This is a genomic window from Providencia lanzhouensis (assembly GCF_050469745.1).
Classification (GTDB): domain Bacteria; phylum Pseudomonadota; class Gammaproteobacteria; order Enterobacterales; family Enterobacteriaceae; genus Providencia; species Providencia lanzhouensis.
The window spans coordinates 2,176,024-2,190,789 of record NZ_CP174123.1 but is presented as its reverse complement, the minus strand read 5'-3'; the positions used below and the strand labels follow the sequence as shown (position 1 = coordinate 2,190,789).

The 14,766-nt window shown below is 45.3% G+C and carries 20 protein-coding genes; 18 read left to right on the top strand and 2 right to left on the bottom strand.

Going from position 1 to position 14,766, the window contains the following annotated elements; all coding sequences use genetic code 11:
• Positions 1 to 43 precede the first annotated feature (43 nt).
• Entirely contained in the window at positions 44 to 1,069 is a 1,026-nt protein-coding gene (locus ACIH2S_RS10295; protein WP_265497599.1) for a phage portal protein, read from the bottom strand.
• Positions 1,069 to 2,826: a terminase ATPase subunit family protein gene (locus ACIH2S_RS10290; protein ID WP_265497598.1), complete on the bottom strand. Its 1,758-nt coding sequence runs from the start codon at positions 2,824 to 2,826 to the stop codon at positions 1,069 to 1,071. The genes ACIH2S_RS10295 and ACIH2S_RS10290 overlap by 1 nt, the downstream gene beginning before the upstream one ends.
• Before the next feature lie 170 nt (positions 2,827 to 2,996).
• Between ACIH2S_RS10290 and ACIH2S_RS10285 the strand changes: the two genes are divergently transcribed.
• From ACIH2S_RS10285 to ACIH2S_RS10200, 18 genes are all read left to right on the top strand, one after another.
• Positions 2,997 to 3,821 carry a GPO family capsid scaffolding protein gene (locus ACIH2S_RS10285; RefSeq protein WP_430247368.1) on the top strand — a complete coding sequence of 275 codons (825 nt, stop codon included), beginning with the start codon at positions 2,997 to 2,999 and terminating at the stop codon, positions 3,819 to 3,821.
• A 26-nt stretch (positions 3,822 to 3,847) separates the two neighbouring features.
• Positions 3,848 to 4,924 (top strand): phage major capsid protein, P2 family, encoded by a 1,077-nt coding sequence (locus ACIH2S_RS10280; RefSeq protein WP_265497595.1) that lies wholly within the window; start codon positions 3,848 to 3,850, stop codon positions 4,922 to 4,924.
• Positions 4,924 to 5,616, top strand: coding sequence for a phage terminase small subunit (gene gpM, locus ACIH2S_RS10275; protein WP_430247366.1), 693 nt, complete (start codon positions 4,924 to 4,926; stop codon positions 5,614 to 5,616). The genes ACIH2S_RS10280 and gpM overlap by 1 nt, the downstream gene beginning before the upstream one ends.
• A gap of 66 nt (positions 5,617 to 5,682) precedes the next feature.
• Entirely contained in the window at positions 5,683 to 6,147 is a 465-nt protein-coding gene (locus ACIH2S_RS10270) for a head completion/stabilization protein (RefSeq protein ID WP_265497593.1), read from the top strand.
• Positions 6,144 to 6,347, top strand: coding sequence for a tail protein X (locus ACIH2S_RS10265; RefSeq protein WP_196712377.1), 204 nt, complete (start codon positions 6,144 to 6,146; stop codon positions 6,345 to 6,347). The genes ACIH2S_RS10270 and ACIH2S_RS10265 overlap by 4 nt, the downstream gene beginning before the upstream one ends.
• 24 nt (positions 6,348 to 6,371) lie before the next feature.
• Positions 6,372 to 6,686 (top strand): phage holin, lambda family, encoded by a 315-nt coding sequence (locus ACIH2S_RS10260; protein WP_224057719.1) that lies wholly within the window; start codon positions 6,372 to 6,374, stop codon positions 6,684 to 6,686.
• A complete protein-coding gene (locus ACIH2S_RS10255; protein WP_154634701.1) occupies positions 6,687 to 7,121 on the top strand; it encodes a structural protein in 435 nt (144 codons plus the stop codon).
• The gene (locus tag ACIH2S_RS10250; protein WP_154634700.1) at positions 7,118 to 7,663 is read left to right on the top strand and encodes a DUF2570 domain-containing protein; all 546 of its coding nucleotides are present in this window, start codon (positions 7,118 to 7,120) and stop codon (positions 7,661 to 7,663) included. Before ACIH2S_RS10255 ends, ACIH2S_RS10250 begins: the two co-directional genes overlap by 4 nt.
• Positions 7,641 to 8,072: a phage tail protein gene (locus ACIH2S_RS10245; RefSeq protein ID WP_154634699.1), complete on the top strand. Its 432-nt coding sequence runs from the start codon at positions 7,641 to 7,643 to the stop codon at positions 8,070 to 8,072. Before ACIH2S_RS10250 ends, ACIH2S_RS10245 begins: the two co-directional genes overlap by 23 nt.
• Positions 8,026 to 8,679 carry a phage virion morphogenesis protein gene (locus ACIH2S_RS10240; RefSeq protein WP_430247363.1) on the top strand — a complete coding sequence of 218 codons (654 nt, stop codon included), beginning with the start codon at positions 8,026 to 8,028 and terminating at the stop codon, positions 8,677 to 8,679. The genes ACIH2S_RS10245 and ACIH2S_RS10240 overlap by 47 nt, the downstream gene beginning before the upstream one ends.
• Before the next feature lie 69 nt (positions 8,680 to 8,748).
• On the top strand, positions 8,749 to 9,387 hold the full coding sequence (locus tag ACIH2S_RS10235; protein WP_196712375.1) for a phage baseplate assembly protein V: 639 nt from the start codon (positions 8,749 to 8,751) through the stop codon (positions 9,385 to 9,387).
• Positions 9,384 to 9,725, top strand: a complete 342-nt coding sequence (locus tag ACIH2S_RS10230) for a GPW/gp25 family protein (RefSeq protein ID WP_196712374.1) — start codon at positions 9,384 to 9,386, stop codon at positions 9,723 to 9,725. Before ACIH2S_RS10235 ends, ACIH2S_RS10230 begins: the two co-directional genes overlap by 4 nt.
• Before the next feature lie 2 nt (positions 9,726 to 9,727).
• Positions 9,728 to 10,636, top strand: a complete 909-nt coding sequence (locus ACIH2S_RS10225; protein WP_196712373.1) for a baseplate assembly protein — start codon at positions 9,728 to 9,730, stop codon at positions 10,634 to 10,636.
• Positions 10,629 to 11,240: a phage tail protein I gene (locus tag ACIH2S_RS10220; protein ID WP_265497591.1), complete on the top strand. Its 612-nt coding sequence runs from the start codon at positions 10,629 to 10,631 to the stop codon at positions 11,238 to 11,240. The genes ACIH2S_RS10225 and ACIH2S_RS10220 overlap by 8 nt, the downstream gene beginning before the upstream one ends.
• Positions 11,237 to 12,460, top strand: coding sequence for a phage tail protein (locus tag ACIH2S_RS10215; RefSeq protein WP_430247360.1), 1,224 nt, complete (start codon positions 11,237 to 11,239; stop codon positions 12,458 to 12,460). The genes ACIH2S_RS10220 and ACIH2S_RS10215 overlap by 4 nt, the downstream gene beginning before the upstream one ends.
• The gene (locus ACIH2S_RS10210; RefSeq protein ID WP_196712370.1) at positions 12,447 to 12,950 is read left to right on the top strand and encodes a tail fiber assembly protein; all 504 of its coding nucleotides are present in this window, start codon (positions 12,447 to 12,449) and stop codon (positions 12,948 to 12,950) included. Before ACIH2S_RS10215 ends, ACIH2S_RS10210 begins: the two co-directional genes overlap by 14 nt.
• A 117-nt stretch (positions 12,951 to 13,067) precedes the next feature.
• Complete coding sequence (locus tag ACIH2S_RS10205; RefSeq protein WP_196712369.1) at positions 13,068 to 14,240, top strand: phage tail sheath protein; 1,173 nt, start codon at positions 13,068 to 13,070, stop codon at positions 14,238 to 14,240.
• Positions 14,241 to 14,242: 2 nt separating this feature from the next.
• Positions 14,243 to 14,758: a phage major tail tube protein gene (locus ACIH2S_RS10200; RefSeq protein ID WP_154634690.1), complete on the top strand. Its 516-nt coding sequence runs from the start codon at positions 14,243 to 14,245 to the stop codon at positions 14,756 to 14,758.
• Positions 14,759 to 14,766: the final 8 nt, after the last annotated feature.

Genomic DNA, 14,766 nt, shown 5'->3' with positions numbered 1-14,766 from the left:
TACCGCCAATTGAGGCGGTACCAATGTTTAATGTTGAGATAATTTATTCGTTATCATCATCCAGCCGGTACGGTTCAAACTGAATAACTTCTTCACCACACCAATCATTTAACTGTTTCATCTTGGCTTGCAGTGGAATGAGTTCATTGCGAACAAATACCTTAGCCGCTTTCTCAACATCACCAAAGCCACCGGTATTCTGTGGAATGATCCCCATCATTTGTGGTGGTACCCGATGTGCGGCGAGCATATCATCACGACTGACATTTTTAATATTCAGAAACTCATCTTTCGCGGCGACTTCACTCAGGGGCATAACTTGAATGCCGTCTTTCTTTCCGTTCGGGGCATACAGGAATAAGTTACGGAAATTGCCGGGTCCGCGACTGCTTCTTACTGCATTACGAATATTTTCAATGTCGGTCGGAGACTGTGACGAATCACTGATATACATGATGTAACCGGCATGACTCCCATTGAGATAATACCGGCGACGAAATAACGTGGCAGATTCATTTAATAAGGTTGAGGGTAGGGCGGCAAGATATTCAGGTAAGCCGTATAGCTCTTGGTTGATATCAGGCTCAATCAAGTGAAACACCCCGCCTTGTTGGAAAGCGTAAGGCTCACTTTCATAACCATATTTAGCAAACCAATATTGATTCTCTTCAATACCGCGGCGGGTATATTTGGCAGGAATATGTTTAAATCGTAATAAGCCACCTAATAGATTTTTTCGCTCTTCCAAATAGGCATTGCCAAACATTAAGAAGTCGAGCGCAAAACTATCAAAGGTTTGTCGATTAAGTAATGTATGTGGCTTAAAGGTACTGGTCAGAATATTACGCTTAACAAAAATCGCGCTGCTATGGTGTGGGGCTGCCCGAAATGCTTTTGACAGTCCATTGAAGTTCATCGGTGGCTCATACCAGTTTTCCATTCTGACACATTCCAGATAATCATAAATTTCACGACTATCCAGAACGGAAACCGGTTCACCAAATGTGAACGCTTCAACGCCACCGGTATTTTGAGTTTTATTGCGATTGTTGCGGTTTTTACGGCTCATTAGTATAGCTCCACGATATTATGGTGTTGAGTGCTGTCACCGGTGATCGGTTCATTGAATAAGGCATGCATTGCTGCCCATGCTAAGTCAGCATGGCTGGCATCTTCACTGCGACTGGCTTCATAGGTTGGGCGGTTACCACTGGCGGTGGTTGACCGTCTAATTGCCATAAAAGACTGAATGATGTCGGTGTCACCGGCATCAAACTCTAATCGCCCACTGTTGATCACATCCCATGCTTTTAGGACCAAAGCATTTTTTATGGCTGGGTTGTAAACAAACTCGCGAGCGTGAGGGAAAAATTCAAGGACTGACTGATAAACACCGTGCCCAATACCGGTGGAATCAATACCGATATATTCCACGTTATAACGTTCAGTTAGTTGTTTAATGGCTTCGGCTTGGGCGCGAAAGTCCATGCCGCGCCATTGATGGCGCTCTAAAATACGAAAAGCACCTCCCATCATGGACGGTGGGGCAATGACGACGCAACCGGCACTATCGCCATTTTCTGTACCCTTGGCGGGGTCATACCCAATCCAAACCGAGCGATAACCATAAGGGCGATACATTTCAGGCTGAAAGTCTTCCCAAACTTCCCAACTATCAACAAGGCAACGTTGCATCAATTCCAGTGAGAAAATCGACGCGATATCATCGACAAACTCACACATCAGCAAGTTTTGATATTCATCGGGGCTGTATTCCAGCCTCAATTGGTTGATATCAAATAAATCACATCCCCCCTTGATAGCATCCTCAACAGTGACGATTTGACGCCATTGTCCGTCTTCACATAACCTGCCTGCGGCGAGTGCTGCATGACTGACATCTATGTCGATACGATCAGCTTTAGCACGACCTCGGTTGAACAATTTTCCAGACCAGAACGGGTATGCACTGTGCGTCAGGCTTGATGGGGTTGAGAAATAGGTTTGTCGCCATTTTTTGTGGAGTGCCATGCCACTGGCAACTTTCCGCAATTCTTGAAATTTTGGTATCCAAAAGAATTCATCAAGGTATAAGTTGCCGTGATAACTTTGGGCTGTTTTGGCGTTGGTGCCCAGAAAATAGAGGGTTGCCCCGTTTGATAAAACAATGGGGTCACCTTTTAAGTCCACATCCACTTCACGTGCCATCTCAATGATGTAACCTTTAAAGACGTGGGCTTGAGCCTTACTTGCAGATAGAAAAATTTGATTTCGCCCCGTAGTCAACGCATCAATGAAAGCTTCTCGTGCAAAAAAATACGTTGCACCGATTTGTCGGGATTTGAGAATGTCGCGAATTCGATATTGATTGCCAGCGCCATACCAAACCTTTTGATAGCCGAACATATTTTCACGAAATATCTCTTCTAATCGTTCAATCTGTTCTTCGCTAAATACATTTTTATCCGGTGCGCGACGTTCACCGGCGTTGCGGTTGGCAAGCTTGGGATTTAAATCGACTTCATTGCCCCCGTTTTGATACTTATGGATTTTGGCGTGTCGCTCGACTTGGCGATAAAGTAGGTCGATTTCTTTGAAGTCTTTTCCCTCTTTGTTGTCTTTCTCAAGGAGTGTGCAAAGCCGCATTTCAAGCGTCATTTCGACACGTTCAATCGGCGTGATCTCATCCCACTTGTCGCGCCGTTTCCAGCTATGAATCGTGGATGCCTTTTCTTTTAAAATTTCGGCAATACGCGCAATACGGTGCCCACTGAAATAAAGGTGCATCGCGCGTTTGCGGGGTTCAAAATCATGTAATGTATTCATGCTGCCAGATTACTGAGCGCAATCCTCGCGTGCGCTGGCGTTGTGTTGTACCTGCCTTTCCTACAACAGCGATCCGTTGTCTCCTCGATGTAAACACTGAAACCTATAAGCCAACTTATTTTTGAAAAATATTCTGACAATCCCGTTTTGTTACTGATGGAGTCATTTGCATGACGAAAAAAACGAAGCCAGTGCGAATTTGTGTTGAGGGTGCTACGACTGATGGGCGCACGGTGCAGCGTTCTTGGCTAACTGATATCGAAAAAAACTACGATCCCAGTGTGTATGGTGCTCGCATTAACTCTGAACACTTGAAGTATGAATGGATGCCACGTTTTGGCGATGTGGAGTCTGTTTATACCGAAGAAATTAAAGAGGGCGCACTGAAAGGCAAGCTGGGCTTGTATGCCACGTTACTGCCAACTGACGACTTGATCGAAATGAATAAAAAGCGTCAGAAAGTATATACCTCAGTGGAAATTAACCCGAAATTTGCGGATACCGGCGAAGCCTACCTTGTTGGTTTGGCAGTAACCGATAACCCTGCCAGCCTTGGCACTGAAATGTTGCAATTTAGCGCAAATAACAGTGTTAACCCGCTATCTGGTCGTAAGCAATCTCAAGAGAACGTGTTCACGCTTGCCGAAGAAACCCTGTTTGAATTCGATGAAGAAAAGCCGGAAACCCCGTCATTATTTTCCCGCGTAACCGAAATGTTGCGAGGCAAAAGCAAGAAAGACGATGCCCGTTTTTCTGATGTTGATAAAAGCGTTGAGCTGTGCGCTCAAACGATTGATGCCGTGCGTTTAGAGCTTGATGAAGCCAAAACAAAACTAAGCGCCTACGAAAGCGAAAGTCATGCAATCTGTGAGCTGCGTAATGAGCTGAATGAGCTAAAAGCCACGCTCAAACAAACGGATGGAAGCAATGTCAATCGACCACAGTCGTTGGGTGATAACGGCGCGACAGCCCCTGAATTCCTGACGGATTGCTAATTAGCCCTACAAATTTGAGAGCAAACATGAAAAAACATACCCGATTTCAATTTAATGCCTTTCTCACTCAGCTAGCGTCGTTGTTTGATGTTGAAGTAGAGGCGTTATCCAGCAAAGTTGAAGTGAATCCGTCTATTGCCCAAACGCTAGAAGATAACATTCAGCAAAGTGCGGCATTTTTAACCATGGTAAACGTGGTTCCTGTTGATGAGCAATCAGGCTCTGTCATTGGTCTGGGTGTAGGTTCAACCGTAGCAGGTACAACGGACACCACGAAAAAAGACCGTCAGCCAACAGATCCAAGCGAACTGAATGAAGTGACCTATAAATGTGAGCAAACCAACTTTGATACGGCTATTAAGTATAAAAAATTGGATTTATGGGCGAAGTTTAAAGATTTTCAGTTACGTATTCGTAACGCGATTATTCGCCGTCAGGCGCTTGACCGCATCATGATCGGATTTAACGGTATCAGCAGAGAGAAAGACTCTAATCGTGAGGTGAATAAGTTACTGCAAGACGTTAATATCGGCTGGCTGCAAAAAGTGAGAAATGACGCGCCTGAGCATGTAGTCAGTGATGTTAAAGATGCTGATGGGAAAGTGATTTCTGCGACAATCCGCGTCGGAGTTGATGGTGATTTCCATAACCTTGACGCTTTGGTGATGAGCGCTGTTGACGATCTGATTGATGAAGAATATCAAGATGATACTGATATCGTGGTGATTTGCGGTCGAAAGTTACTCAGTGATAAGTATTTCCCGCTGGTCAATAAAGAGCAGGAAAACAGCGAAAAACTCGCGGCAGATATGATCATCAGCCAAAAACGCATTGGCGGCTTGCAAGCCGTTCGCGCACCGTATTTCCCCGATAACGCACTTCTGATCACCCGTCTCGATAACTTGTCAATTTACTGGCAGAACGAAACTCGCCGCCGTCATATTTTGGATAATCCAAAGCGTGACCAAATCGAAAACTACGAATCGGTTAATGAAGCCTATGTGGTTGAAGATTATCGCGGCGTTGCGCTGATTGAAAATATCGAAATGGTGAGTGCGCCAGCAAAAGCCACAGAAGCTGATAAGGGCGAGGGCGGCGAGTAATGAGTAGCAGTATTTTCCGTCGTCATGTGATCCGTATGGGCGCAGAAAAGGACGCTCAGCAGCGCGATCCAATTATGCAAACGGGGTCGGCTTACACGCAAATGACATTGATGATGAATGCTGACCGTCGCCGGTTAAAGCGCATTCAGTCTTTTGAGCGTAAAGCCAGCGTAAAACGGGAAATGCTGCCTAATTATGCGCCTTGGGTCGCTGGTATTTTGGCGAGCGGTAAAGGACAGCAAGATGATGTCACTATGCGGGTAATGTTGTGGCGTATTGATGCCGGTGATTATCACGGGGCATTAGATATTGCCGACTACGCTTTGCGTTATAACCTCAACATGCCCGATAAGCACACCCGCACAACGGGCTGTGCTATTGCGGAAGAGATTGCCGATCAGGCTGAAAAGCAATACGCCGCTAAAACTCCGATGCCGTTGGACGTCCTTACTCGAACCATGACGCTAACGAATGATGAAGATATGCCAGACCAAGTCCGTGCAAATCTTTATAAGTGGTTAGGCTATGCCCAGCGAGACAATAATCAACCTCAACCCGCAACCTGCTCATGGTTGAGAGCGTTGGAATTAAATGACCGTGTTGGTGTGAAGAAAGACTTGCAGCAACTTGAGAAGTATCTAGAAAAGCAGCAAGAGACCATCACGGAACAACAGAACGAGCCACCGCGCTAGGGCGGCACAAAGGAATAATGTGATTTAACTTCCTTTGTCCACCGCCCACCTATTTAGAGGCATTGTATGGATTTTACTTCCTCACAATCACAGAACATCACTGATGAAGTCTTTCACAGTGGCGATTTCTTTCCGGATATCCACGCACTGGATTATCAAAAATCCATGCTGACAGACGGGAAACTGACGCCGGAACGCCTCAAACATGCCATCACTACCGCCATCATTGAAATTAATCGGGAGTTATCCGCTTGGCGACAAAGCCAGATTGAAAAAGGCTATGCGTCAATGGATAAAATTCCGGCTGAATTTGTGAATACAGAGAGTGAATTGGTGTTGCTTTATCGTCGCGCCGTTTACAGCCAAACGAAAGCCAATTTGACTGAACGTTACCGCGATGTAGACACCACAAACAGTGGTGAGAAAAAAGCCGAGGGTTTAGGTACCACGATTGATGAATTATGGCGTGATGTGCAGTGGGCAATTCAGCGCATCAAGGGTGAATCACACAATATTGTTGAATTGATATGAAAGTGATGGCGTTGCAAGGCGAAACATTGGATGCCCTGTGTTTTCGGGTACTAGGTCAGACAGCCGGTGTGGTTGAAAAAACGTTAGAACTTAACCCAAACCTTGCTGATGTGGGACCAATATTAACGCACGGGATGACAGTTGAATTACCCGATATTACCGAGCAGCCCAAAAAAGCCATGATCCAACTTTGGGATTAACAACACCCTCAATAGGGGGATGGTATGAAAACGATGAAAGAACACTTTGCAGAAATTTTCGAGACAGTTAAAAACGCATTACCGCAATTGTCAGGTGTAGCATTGGCAATTTTTATTCGTTATGCCTGCCTAATTTATGACGGTGACACGCGAAAAAATAAATGGGCTGAATGCCTGTTATGCGGAGCGTTGTCATGGGCAATTATTGGTGGCGCTGAGTTTCTTGGTATTCCGAATGGCGCATCCGGCATGATTGGCGGTGCGATTGGTTTTTTAGGTGTGGAAAAAATTCGTGAGATTGCACACCGAATGATTAATAAGCGATTGGGAGATAAATAAATGTCACGCGGAATTCGAAATAATAACCCTGGTAATATCGATTACAATCCACGAAATAAATGGCAAGGAGAATTGCCGTTTGATCCTAACATTGAGCCGCGGCATTGTCGATTTATGAAACCAGAGTACGGAATCAGAGCGCTTTTAAAGCTGCTACGAACGTATTCAACGTATCAAGGAAAGCAGGGGGTTGGTTGCGGGAAAATTGATACCGTAGAAGAAATTATAGAACGTTGGGCGCCAGCAAAAGACCGTAATAATACAGAGGGATATATTAATCGTGTCTGTAAAGAAACGGGTTTTAATCGTCGTGACTGTCTTGATGTCTATGATAAGAATACGGCATTCAAAATGGCTAAGGCAATCGTGCAGGTTGAGAATGGTCAACAGCCATACGATGACGCCATGTTTGAGAAAGCGTACAGCTTATTATGAGTAAAACGCCGCTTATATTAGCTGTTGTCAGCATAGTGATTATTGGCTGTCTCACTTTGGCTTTAGATAAAAGTGATGCTTTACGTAAGCGGCTGGAAGCGGACAACGAGCAGAAAACGCATACCATTGCGCTGCAAAATAAAATGATTGTTGATAAATCATTTCAATTTCAGCGCCTTAATCAAATAGCATCAAGTGCATCTTCAAACGGATTACGTCAACGAGCTGCATCAGAGGAAAGAAAAATTGAATATAAAGCGATTATTCAAAAAGACCCCACCTGTGATCTGCCTGTGCCTCGCGGTATTGCTGACCGGCTGCTCAACAACACGTATCGATTACGTGGAATCGCAATGCGTACCGATACCCAAAACGCTGACCCAGCCGATCCCGCCATCACTACCGGAAAGGCGCTAACCTATTGTGATTTACCCGTATGGGTGGATGCGTTACTGACTGATATCGAACAGGCGAATACTCAATTAATGGCGATAGAGCAGGCGGAGGACGCGCGTCAGAATGAAAAAACTCAGCAGCATTAAAGACCGGCTTTGCCAAAAAATCCCTTACCTGAAAGATAACCCCGAAAAGTTATATTTGTTTGTCGATGATGGCAGCATTATTGCCACCTATGAACCCTCGCTATCTTACGAGTACAACTACAGCTTGAATATTATTATTGAGGCATTCCCTGATGACCAAAATATTATTTTTGCAGTAGTACTGGAATGGCTCAAAGAACATCAGCCAGATATTCTCGCGAATCCTGATAAACGGGCTACGGGCATTCGTTTTGAAGCAGATATTCTCAATAGCCAAAGTGCCAATATCAGCATTGATTTAAAACTGACAGAGCGTGTGATTGTTGCGATGAAAGAGGGCAAGTATCACGTTGAAGCTGTCAATGAGCCAGTCGATCCAATCCATGGTTGGGATTCATTGTATGGATGATGCACTGACTGAGTTAAACAGTGAAATTGCGGGGCTTTTGGCAAGAGCTTCCACAACAGAGAGAAAAAAACTCTCTCGGGTTTTGGTGCGTGATTTACGTAAGCGACAAATCAAACGTATTCGAGAGCAGAAAAACCCTGATGGTAGCCCATTCACTCAGCGAAAAGCCCAGTTTATTACCGTTCAGCGCGAGATGCGTTTTATCTGGCGAGATCAACAGCGTAATCTTAAAAACTGGCGCCAAGGCAGGCAAACCATTACCGGATTTGACGTGGACAAAGGGGCGCTGCGTTCATTTAGAAAAGGGGATATTCAGCGATTTATCTCGATAAAAAAAGACCGAGTTAAAATCAAAGGGAAAAGTAAGCAAGCGCGGATGTTTAAAAAGTTAGCAACGGCACGCTATATGCGAACATTTGCAAGCGACAATGAAGCTGCTATTTTCTTTGCTCCCTCTGCGGCTGCGATTGCCGCTATTCATCAATACGGTTTGAAAGAAAAGCTGCGTAACCTTGATATTCAATATCCTGTGCGTCAATTGTTGGGTTTTACTGTTGATGACATTCGCCACATTGAAAACCTGATCATTAATCATTTTGCCTCATGATGTTGTAATTCACGGCATTACAACACCGATACCATGCATTCCCGTCATTTTGTCTGGCAGGCTATTACCATGAATGCAAATGCCAATAACGCGGATCTGCTCCGCATCATCCGAAACATGATCCGCACCGGTGTCATTATTGATGTCGATATTCGTCGTGGGTGTCGGGTACAAACTGGGAATTTACAAACTGATTGGTTGCCGTGGGTGACTCAACGTGCGGGGAGTGCTCGCCAAATATGGGCGCCCTCAGTGGGTGAGCAAGTGGTGATCTTGTCGATAGGTGGCGAGTTGACTACGGGCATTGTATTGGTAGGGCTTTTTTCTGATGAATACAGTGAGCCGACCGATTCATTGACTGCCAATCATGTGATTTACCCCGATGGCGCCGTCATTGAATATGAACCTGCAACCGGCGCGCTAAAAGCCTCAGGGATTAAGACGGCAACGATTGAGGCTAGCGAACAAATCAATGCGAAAACCCAAGTAGTCATTGTGAATGCGAGTAAGCAAATAAAGCTCACCACGCCAACGGTGATTTGTTCGAATAACTTAACGTGCGCCACATTAAATGTGACGGAGGGCGGTGAAATGAAAGGCAACTTTACTCACACCGGCGGCGCGATTAAATCCAATGGTATTACATTGCATAAGCACCAGCATGGCGGTGTGCGTTCAGGTGGTGAGACAACGGGAGATCCACAATGAGATTTCTCGGTTTAAGTGCTGCCACCGGTCAAAGCGTTACCGACATTGACCATGTTCGCCAATCTGTTCGCGATATTTTAGTCACTCCAATTGGGAGCCGCATTGCTCGGCGTTCCTATGGCTCATTGTTGTTTAGGTTGATAGACCAACCCGACAATAAAGCCTTAAGGCTGCGGTTGATGGCGGCATGTTACACGGCGTTGTTGATGTGGGAGCCTCGCATCGAGATTCAGCAATTAACTATTTCTACACCGATGCCAGCCAGCATTGTGATTGAGTTGAGCGGTGTTTTTTCGGGAACTGAACAAGCGTTTAGTTTCTCTGTTCCTGTGAGGTGACCATGGCGACCATTGATTTAAGCTTACTCCCGCCACCGGATGTGGTTGAAAGTTTGGCGTTTGAATTGATTTTTACGGAGCGTAAAAACGCCCTGATTGATGCGATGCCCAGTGAATTACGCCCTGCAATAGCCAGAACGTTGGCGCTTGAATCCGAGCCATTAACCAAGTTATTGCAAGAGAATTGTTATCGTGAGCTTTTATTACGCCAGCGTATTAATGAAGCCGCGCGAGCGAGCATGGTCGCTTTTGCTGTGGGAGCAGATTTAGATCAGCTTGCGGCGAATAATAATGTTAAGCGGCTGATGTTATCTGAGGGGGATGCTAATGCGGTACCTCCGATCCCGCCAGTGTATGAATCTGATGCTGATTTAAGATTACGTATTCCCAGTGCGTTTGAGGGGCTGAGTGTCGCGGGTCCAGTTGGTAGTTATGAACATCATGCGCGCAGTGCGGATGGTCGGGTGGCAGATGCCTCGGTGATCAGCCCATCCCCCGCCTGCGTGACAGTAACGGTTTTATCGCGAGAGGGGAACGGTACCGCGCCGGCTGATTTAATTGACAAAGTAGAGCTGGCTTTAAACGATGAAGATGTGCGCCCTGTGGCTGACCGTGTGACGGTGCAATCTGCCACAATTATTAACTATGACATCGAAGCCGTTATTTACTGTTATCCCTCACCTGAATACGAGCCTATTACTGCGGCGGCAGAAGAACAGCTAGCGCGTTACACAACACAGCAACACCGGTTAGGGCGCGACATTGTGCTGAGTGCGATTTATGCGGCATTGCATGTGCAGGGCGTCCAGCGTGTTGAGCTAAAAAAGCCACTCGCTGATATTCAGTTAGATAAAACCCAAGCCAGCTTTTGCACCGGTATTAATGTGTCATTGGGTGGTTCTGATGAGTGATCGATTACTCCCGACTGGCTCATCCGCATTAGAACTCGCCGCCGCCAATGCGTTGGCTCAAATAGAGCGGGTGCCTATTCCTATTCGTGAATTATGGAACCCTGATAAATGTCCAGTGCATTTACTGCCGTATCTGGCATGGGCATTTAGTGTTGACCGATGGGATAAAAACTGGACAGAAAAAGCTAAACGCGACGCCATCAAAGCGGCGATGTTTATTCACAAACACAAGGGCACAATCGGGGCACTGCGCCGAGTAGTTGAACCTTTAGGCTATTTAATCCGCGTGATTGAATGGTGGAAAACCAACGAAACCGCCGGCACGTTTCGTCTTGATATTGGTGTATTAGAAACCGGTATTACCGAAGAAATGTATCGAGAGCTAGAAGCGCTTATTTTCGATGCAAAACCAGCCAGCCGGCACCTCGTCGGGCTAACCATCCAACTTGAAACCAAAGGCAATATTTTTTGTGCTGCGACGAGTTATGGCGGGGATGAGCTGACGGTTTATCCATACACGCCGGATGTGATCAGTGTTGGTTGTGTTATTTCCACTGGCGCAGCAGTTCATGTTATTGATGAAATGAGGGTTACTCTCCAATGAAATATTATGCATTACTCACCACATACGGTGAAAAGGTGCTCGCAGAGGCGACAGCTCTCGGCACAAAGATTGAATTAACGCACATGTCCGTCGGTGATGGTGGCGGCTCATTGCCGGCACCGGACACCAAGCAAACGAAACTCATTAATGAACGTCGTAAAGCTGCGATTAACACTCTGTTCATTGACCCATTAAACCCGAATCAAATCATTGCAGAACAGGTTATTCCTGAGAATGAGGGCGGTTGGTGGATACGTGAAATTGGACTGTTTGATAAGTCAGGGGCTTTAGTTGCTATTGCCAACTGCCCAGAAACTTATAAGCCGTTATTGATTGAAGGGTCGGGGCGTACTCAAACAATTCGAGTGGTTCTCATTGTCAGCCATACCGAATCTGTCACGCTTAAAATTGATCCGACAGTGGTATTAGCAACCCGTAAGTATGTTGATGATGCTATTGAAGTTTTAGACAAGCGTATTTGTTCGTTAACAGCCAGTGATGTTGACGCTGTTCCTATCACTCGTAAAGTTAATAACAAACAATTAAATGTTGATATCACTCTGGGGGCGGGTGATGTTGGGGCATACACCAAGGCAGAAACCGACACCAAAGTTGCTGATGCGAAAAAAGCGGGTACAGATGCACAGGTAACAGCCAATGCTGCTAATACTGCGGCAACTAATGCCAATAATAATGCGAATGGTCGAGTGCCTAGTACGCGAAAAGTGAACAATAAGCCGCTAAGTGCAGATATCTCACTAGCAGCGGGTGATGTTGGCGCTTACACCAAGGCAGAAACGGACACCAAAGTTGCTGATGCGAAAAAAGCCGGTACAGATGCACAGGCAACAGCCAATGCTGCCAATACTGCGGCAACTAATGCCAATAATAATGCGAATGGTCGAGTGCCTAGTACGCGAAAAGTGAACAATAAGCCGCTAAGCACAGATATCTCACTGACAGCGGGTGATGTGGGGACTTATACCAAATCAGAGATTGATAACAAAATATTGGCATCAGTTAATAATAAAGTATTTAGGGTCTCGGCACCTACAGAAGTAGGAATGGGAATTAGCGGTTGGTCCTCATTTTCAACAGATCAATTTATTGTTGGAATGAGAAATAAAAACGGTGGACCGGGAGACGTATGGTGTGATCGATTAAAAATCGCGAGTCTACAAATTATGGTTAATGGAGTGTGGGTAAATGTCACTAACTAAAAAGTTTGAGCGGTATATTCCTAATGAAGATCATTACCCTAACGTTGTTTATTTACAGAATATTAATGGCGATTGGTATAAACAGCAGGATAGTTTTAGTCATGAAACACTTAAGATTCTTTATGATGATGATGGGATTATCGTTTCAATGCATCATGATGTTTCAATGCTTTATCCGGAGGGAGCTTACATTCTAGAAGTTGAATCTAAAACTGAGATTGATACTAATATGCACAGAGTAAAGAATGGTGAGTTATATGTGTATCAAACATCAAATGAAACTAAGCTATTACAGAATGAAATGCAGAAAAAAACTCTCTTAGCAGAAGCCAGCAATATTATTGAACCGCTTCAAGATGCAGTTGACTTAGATATTGCAACTGATGAAGAAACTAAAAAATTAAAAGCATGGAAGGTATACCGCGTTCAACTCAATCGAATCGATACTTCCCTTTTGCCAGACGTTAAGTTTCCTAAAAGACCAGAATAACAATACACAGGGGGCTAGCGCCCCTTTGTTGTACAACTCCGCGATACAACACCCATCACACGACAACGCGAAATATCAATAACACCATAGAAGCTACCACAAAAAGGAGCTTCTTTTATGGCACAAGATTACCATCACGGCGTGCGCGTTGTTGAAGTCAACGACGGAACACGCCCTATTCGAACTATTAGCACCGCAATTGTCGGCATGGTGTGTACCGCTGATGATGCTGATGCAATGGCATTTCCACTTAATAAGCCGGTGCTTATTACCAATATCAAAAGTGCATTAGGCAAAGCCGGTAAAACCGGAACGTTTTCCCATGCACTTGAAGCCATTGGAGACCAAACGTCACCGATTACTGTCGTTGTGCGCGTAGCGCAAGGGGAAAGTGAAGCCGAGACCACATCAAATATTATTGGTGGCACAACCGATACCGGACAAAAAACGGGTTTACAGGCATTACTTACTGCTAAAAACCATACCGGTGTAAAGCCTCGTATTCTTGGTGTGCCGGGTCATGATACGCAGGCAGTTGCGACCAAGTTAGCGGCGGTTGCCCAAGAGCTGCGCGCCTTTGCTTATGTCAGTGCCTACGGCTGTAAAACGGTGTCGGAGGTATTGGACTACCGCAAAAACTTTAATCAGCGCGAACTAATGGTCATTCACCCTGATTATTTATCGTGGGATAAGGTTGCTAATACTGAGTCTATCGCCTTTGCCACGGCGCGCGCATTAGGGTTACGTGCAAAAATAGATCAGGAAATTGGTTGGCATAAAACGCTGTCTAACGTGGGTGTTAACGGCGTGACAGGTATTTCAGCCGATATTTCATGGGATTTGCAAAACCCTGCAACTGATGCCGGCTTACTCAACGAAAACGATATTACCACGCTGATCCGTGAGGATGGTTTTCGCTTTTGGGGTTCTCGCACGTGTTCCGATGATCCGCTATTTGCATTCGAGAACTACACGCGAACCGCACAAATCATTGCTGACACGATGGCAGAAGCGCACATGTGGGCAGTCGATAAGCCAATGACACCAACACTGGTGAAATTCATCATTTCAGGTATTAATGCGAAACTGCGTTCATTAACTAACAATGGTTATCTCTTAGGTGGCGAGTGTTGGTTTGATCCTGATGCCAATGATAAGGATGAATTAAAAGACGGTAAGTTAGTGATTGATTATGACTACACACCGGTGCCACCTGCGGAAAACATCACATTACGTCAGCGTATCACTGACAAATATTTGATGGACTTCTCATCAAAGATTAAGGGGTAATCATGGCTTTACCACGTAAATTAAAAAGTATGAACCTCTTTAATGAGGGGCAAAATTGGGTCGGCATTGTCGAAGAAATGACATTACCGAAAATCACTCGAAAGTTAGAAACCTATCGCGGCGGCGGAATGAATGGCGCCGTTAATATCCGCATGGGGTTAGATGATGGCGCTCTCGATAGCGAAATCACGCTAGGCGGGATGGAAGCGCAAATCTATAAACAGTGGGGTATCACTGAAATTGATGGAGTGACGTTACGTTTTGCCGGTGCTTACCAGCGAGAAGATACCGGCGAAGTGACAGCGTGTGAGGTTGAATTGCGTGGTTTTCTTTCTGAAATTGATGCCGGAACGGCAAAGCAGGGTGATAACACTCAAGTTAAATTCAGCTTTAAATCGACGTATTACAAATTGATTTGGGGTGGTGAGTCGATTATCGAAATTGACATCATCAACATGGTTGAAATTGTGGACGGTGTTGATCGTCTTGCTGAACAACGCGCGGCTATTGGGCTGTAATGGAAAAT

Coding starts and splice junctions, on each gene's coding strand:
- ACIH2S_RS10210 (WP_196712370.1), top strand. CDS start 12,447: ATGTCACTAACTAAAAAGTTTGAGCGGTATATTCCTAATGAAGATCAT.
- ACIH2S_RS10270 (WP_265497593.1), top strand. CDS start 5,683: ATGGATTTTACTTCCTCACAATCACAGAACATCACTGATGAAGTCTTT.
- ACIH2S_RS10265 (WP_196712377.1), top strand. CDS start 6,144: ATGAAAGTGATGGCGTTGCAAGGCGAAACATTGGATGCCCTGTGTTTT.
- ACIH2S_RS10245 (WP_154634699.1), top strand. CDS start 7,641: ATGAAAAAACTCAGCAGCATTAAAGACCGGCTTTGCCAAAAAATCCCT.
- ACIH2S_RS10220 (WP_265497591.1), top strand. CDS start 10,629: ATGAGTGATCGATTACTCCCGACTGGCTCATCCGCATTAGAACTCGCC.
- ACIH2S_RS10200 (WP_154634690.1), top strand. CDS start 14,243: ATGGCTTTACCACGTAAATTAAAAAGTATGAACCTCTTTAATGAGGGG.
- ACIH2S_RS10215 (WP_430247360.1), top strand. CDS start 11,237: ATGAAATATTATGCATTACTCACCACATACGGTGAAAAGGTGCTCGCA.
- ACIH2S_RS10255 (WP_154634701.1), top strand. CDS start 6,687: ATGTCACGCGGAATTCGAAATAATAACCCTGGTAATATCGATTACAAT.
- ACIH2S_RS10235 (WP_196712375.1), top strand. CDS start 8,749: ATGAATGCAAATGCCAATAACGCGGATCTGCTCCGCATCATCCGAAAC.
- ACIH2S_RS10290 (WP_265497598.1), bottom strand. CDS start 2,826: ATGAATACATTACATGATTTTGAACCCCGCAAACGCGCGATGCACCTT.
- ACIH2S_RS10230 (WP_196712374.1), top strand. CDS start 9,384: ATGAGATTTCTCGGTTTAAGTGCTGCCACCGGTCAAAGCGTTACCGAC.
- ACIH2S_RS10250 (WP_154634700.1), top strand. CDS start 7,118: ATGAGTAAAACGCCGCTTATATTAGCTGTTGTCAGCATAGTGATTATT.
- ACIH2S_RS10280 (WP_265497595.1), top strand. CDS start 3,848: ATGAAAAAACATACCCGATTTCAATTTAATGCCTTTCTCACTCAGCTA.
- ACIH2S_RS10240 (WP_430247363.1), top strand. CDS start 8,026: ATGAGCCAGTCGATCCAATCCATGGTTGGGATTCATTGTATGGATGAT.
- gpM (WP_430247366.1), top strand. CDS start 4,924: ATGAGTAGCAGTATTTTCCGTCGTCATGTGATCCGTATGGGCGCAGAA.
- ACIH2S_RS10225 (WP_196712373.1), top strand. CDS start 9,728: ATGGCGACCATTGATTTAAGCTTACTCCCGCCACCGGATGTGGTTGAA.
- ACIH2S_RS10285 (WP_430247368.1), top strand. CDS start 2,997: ATGACGAAAAAAACGAAGCCAGTGCGAATTTGTGTTGAGGGTGCTACG.
- ACIH2S_RS10260 (WP_224057719.1), top strand. CDS start 6,372: ATGAAAACGATGAAAGAACACTTTGCAGAAATTTTCGAGACAGTTAAA.
- ACIH2S_RS10295 (WP_265497599.1), bottom strand. CDS start 1,069: ATGAGCCGTAAAAACCGCAACAATCGCAATAAAACTCAAAATACCGGT.
- ACIH2S_RS10205 (WP_196712369.1), top strand. CDS start 13,068: ATGGCACAAGATTACCATCACGGCGTGCGCGTTGTTGAAGTCAACGAC.